2 protein-coding genes are annotated in these 3,834 nt (G+C 39.6%); both read right to left on the reverse strand.

What is annotated here, in order from left to right; translation table 11 throughout:
* Positions 1–151 precede the first annotated feature (151 nt).
* Complete coding sequence (locus tag AC1WHX_RS11055) at positions 152–664, reverse strand: ferritin-like domain-containing protein (protein WP_022602066.1); 513 nt, start codon at positions 662–664, stop codon at positions 152–154.
* Positions 665–817: 153 nt separating this feature from the next.
* Positions 818–3,697 (reverse strand): calcium-translocating P-type ATPase, PMCA-type, encoded by a 2,880-nt coding sequence (locus tag AC1WHX_RS11060; protein WP_302545398.1) that lies wholly within the window; start codon positions 3,695–3,697, stop codon positions 818–820.
* Between the last annotated feature and the right edge of the window lie 137 nt (positions 3,698–3,834).

The raw sequence follows: 3,834 nt of genomic DNA on the forward strand, positions 1-3,834 counted from the left end.
GAATCATTCTTCGATCTGTTTTTTTTCTGTTTTTATTCATCAGATAGTTCGCTATCTGATGAATAAAAACGAAGAAAAGGACCGAAAAAACACAAAGATGATCTGATAGTATTTTTTTATTGGAAAATTTAAACAGATTCTTAGTAAAAGATTATTTATTCAATATATCTTTTTTCATTCGGGCAATATCATCCAGATAATCTTGAAGATCTTGTTCATGATCTTCTTCTTCCGCTAAGATAAATTTTGCCATGTTACAGGTAGTAAAGTCTATTCCTTCGGTAAATGAGGCTATATCTTCGTAACGTTTTATGGCGCATCGTTCGGCAATTACGTTTTGAAATAGAATTTTCTGAACATCGAAATCATCGGGAGCGCTGTATTGACAGCGTGCCAGTTCAAACCATTTTTTTGGATTTAATACCGGAACGCCTTCCAGTTCTATAATTCGGTCTGCTACGAGTTTAGCGTGTTTATATTCTGCTTCGGCATGTTTTTGCAGCTCTTTTTGAATTTCGGCTCGCATAGCGCCTTCTGCCACAAGAGCTCCGATCCAGTATTGATAAAAAGATAGCCATTCTTCAGATAGTGCAGCATTCAGTTGTTCCAATACTTTGGAAACATCGATTTTATTCTTTAAAATTTCAAGACTTCCTTTTGCCATAATTTTTTTACATTAAGTTTGTTTGTCTGCTACGTAAAACAATCGATGGCAAGCATCGTTTATAGAATAAGGAATTCTTAACAGTAAAAAATAGCTCTCCTGAGTATCTGAAGTTCGGGAGAGCTATTTGGAGGACTTTATCTCATTGATATCTTATTTCTTCTTTTTCCCGAATAAACGGAAAATTTCACCGATCCATAAGACTAATGATGTAGAGCCGATGATCAGTAACCAATCTTGCCATGAGAGAGGAACTGTACGAAATACGTCCCCTCCGAATGTGACGATAAAAAACTGTCCTATGATAATCAATAATGCAACAGTAATAAATCCTGTATCATGCAGTAATCCGTTAAAGGCCGATTTCCCGGTTGCAAAGGCTTTAGCATTAAATAAATTCCAGAATTGCAGCATTACAAAAATAGTGAAGAAGCAAGCGAGGTCGTGACGGTTTATTTCTCCTTCTGCATTGGTGAAATAGTAGAGTAGTCCCATTAAAAATGCCACGAATGCCAATCCTATCCATAATATTTGATTTCTCATAGGAGGGGTAACGATAAATGCCTCGTTTTTGCGGGGTTTGTCTTTCATTACTTCTTTATTCGGCGGTAATGAAGCCAGGGCTCCGGCGGCAAAAGTATCCATAATGAGGTTGACCCATAGCATCTGAGTCACCGTGAGAGGCAATTCGTGACCGAAGATCGAACCTAAGAATACGATTACCAGTGCAACGACATTAATTGTAAGCTGAAATAAAAGAAAACGCTGGATATTTTGGTATAAAGAACGTCCCCACATGACTGCTGTCGCAATACTTTTGAATGAGTCGTCCAGTAAAGTTATATCACTGGCTTCTTTTGCGACGGAAGTACCAGTTCCCATAGATAATCCTACATTGGCATGGTTCAGAGCCGGAGCATCATTCGTTCCGTCTCCGGTTACGGCGACAATTTGTCCGTCTTTTTGAAGCAGTTCTACTAATCGTTGTTTGTCCGTCGGACGTGCCCGGCACATGACTTTCAGTTTCTTTACCCGTTCAAAAGCTTCATCATCCGGCAGTGCCTCGAAATCTGTACCGGTAATGATATTCTCATCCGTATCTTCCGGTTTCCAGATTCCAATCTGACGGGCAATTTCCCGTGCTGTCGCAGTAGTGTCTCCTGTGACGATTTTGACCTGAATACCAGCATTTAAGCATTCGGCTACGGCAGCCGGAACATCTTCTCTAACAGGATCTGAAATTGCAACAAATCCGAGAAATATGAGTCCGGTATCGGCTAATTCAGGAATAGGTTGGTCGTTGTCTTCATTTATAATTTTATATGCAAACCCGAGAGTTCGCATAGCTTGATTTTGGTAAGCAAGCAGTTGCTCCTCTATCTGTCCTTTATATTCCGATACGGGTTTTTCTCCTTCCGGAGTTTCTACGGTCTTGCATTTTGAAAGTACGATTTCAGGTGCACCTTTCATATATAGCACTTTTTTACCGACAAGAGGTGAGTTTACAAGAGTTGCCATATATTTGCGCTCGGTAGAAAATGTCAGTTGTTTATCGACGTGGGCATTTTCACGCAAAGGAGCATACTCTATATCTTTATTGTGCAACCAGAGCAGTAAAGCTGCTTCGGTGGGGTTACCCATTGTCGATATTTTTTGAGGATCGGAGTAATCTAAAAATGCTGTGGAGTTGGCGGCAATACCTTCTTTAATAAGATTGCTGGCAGTGTTGTCTGTCAATTCTTGATTTTTCAAGGCGAAGAAATTGCTTTGGAAGACTCGCATTTGGTTTTGGGTGAGAGTTCCGGTTTTATCGGTACAAATAACGGTTGTTGCTCCCATTGTTTCACAAGCGTGCATTTTGCGTACCAAATTATTGGTTTGCAACATTCGTCTCATACTGAGAGCCAGACTCAGTGTTACACTCATCGGTAATCCTTCAGGGACAGCTACGACAATTAATGTTACTGCAATCATAAAATATTGTAGTATTCTGTTAGCTTCTTCAATATCGATCCATGAAGATGAGTTCAGCGGATTTACACCGAATAATACACCTATGCTACAGAAGATGGCGAAGATTATTATACCGAATATAAGCCATGTTAGCCATCCGAAGCGGTTAATGCAGCGGGGAAGAGGTTTTTCTTTTCCTGCGAGAGAAAATGCATCATACAGAATCGGTACCCAAACTTTGGATAAAGCAATGATTCCCCCTGCCATAACAGCGCCCAATAGCCCGAATTGTCCCCATGTGATGGGGTGAGTTATCAGGTCTTTAATAAATAGAGTTCCGAAAGTAAGGATAGCTAAAGCAAAACCTGCGACACCGATAAATTTTGCCAGCCCGTTTAATTGACGGTTTAGCGGAGTTTCTTCTCCGCTGATTTCTGTCGCTTTTTCGGCTACTTGTCCGTATTGAGTGGCATCGCCTACTTGCTTTACCTCCATAATGCCATGTCCGTCAAGTACTTTTGTTCCCCTCATCACCCAGTTAGAGGGATAGGTTGCTTCTGAATCGAAATTTTCGGGATTCGTGGTTTTGTCGATCATCAATTCTCCGGTAAGGCAAGACTCATCTATTTGGAGAGAGATAGCTTCGAGTAATTCTCCGTCTGCAGGGACTTCTTCTCCTGTTTCGAGTAAAACTATGTCTCCGACGACAATATCTTTTTTAGGAACTTCTTGAAGATTTCCGTTTCTGATTACTTTTATCATAATATCGTCGTTTACTTGATTCAGAATATCAAATTTTTTGTTTGCATCCATTTCAAACCAAAACGCAACGCCGGTTGCTAAAAATATAGCACAAAATATTCCGATTGTTTCAGCATATTCGTTATGAATGAACGAAATACATAATGATAATAATGCTGCGATGAGTAAAATACGGATAATAGGATCTTGAAATTTTTCGAAAAAAAGTTCCCAAAGAGGAGTTTTTTGAGGTGGAGTAAGCAGATTGCTTCCGAATTTTTCCCGACTTTCCTTCACTTGTGCATCGGTAAGTCCGGAATAGTGTTGTTTAACGTCCATTGTTTGATAGTTTAATATAAATAATTTATCGGGTACGAATATAACATTTTAAAATGGAATAGAGTTAGAGTCAGTTTAAATTTTACTCGGGGCAGATTTGAAAGTTTCTTTCGGAAATGTTTTGTCGCTTTTAACGA

The sequence above is a fragment of the Coprobacter sp. genome (genome assembly GCF_982436375.1).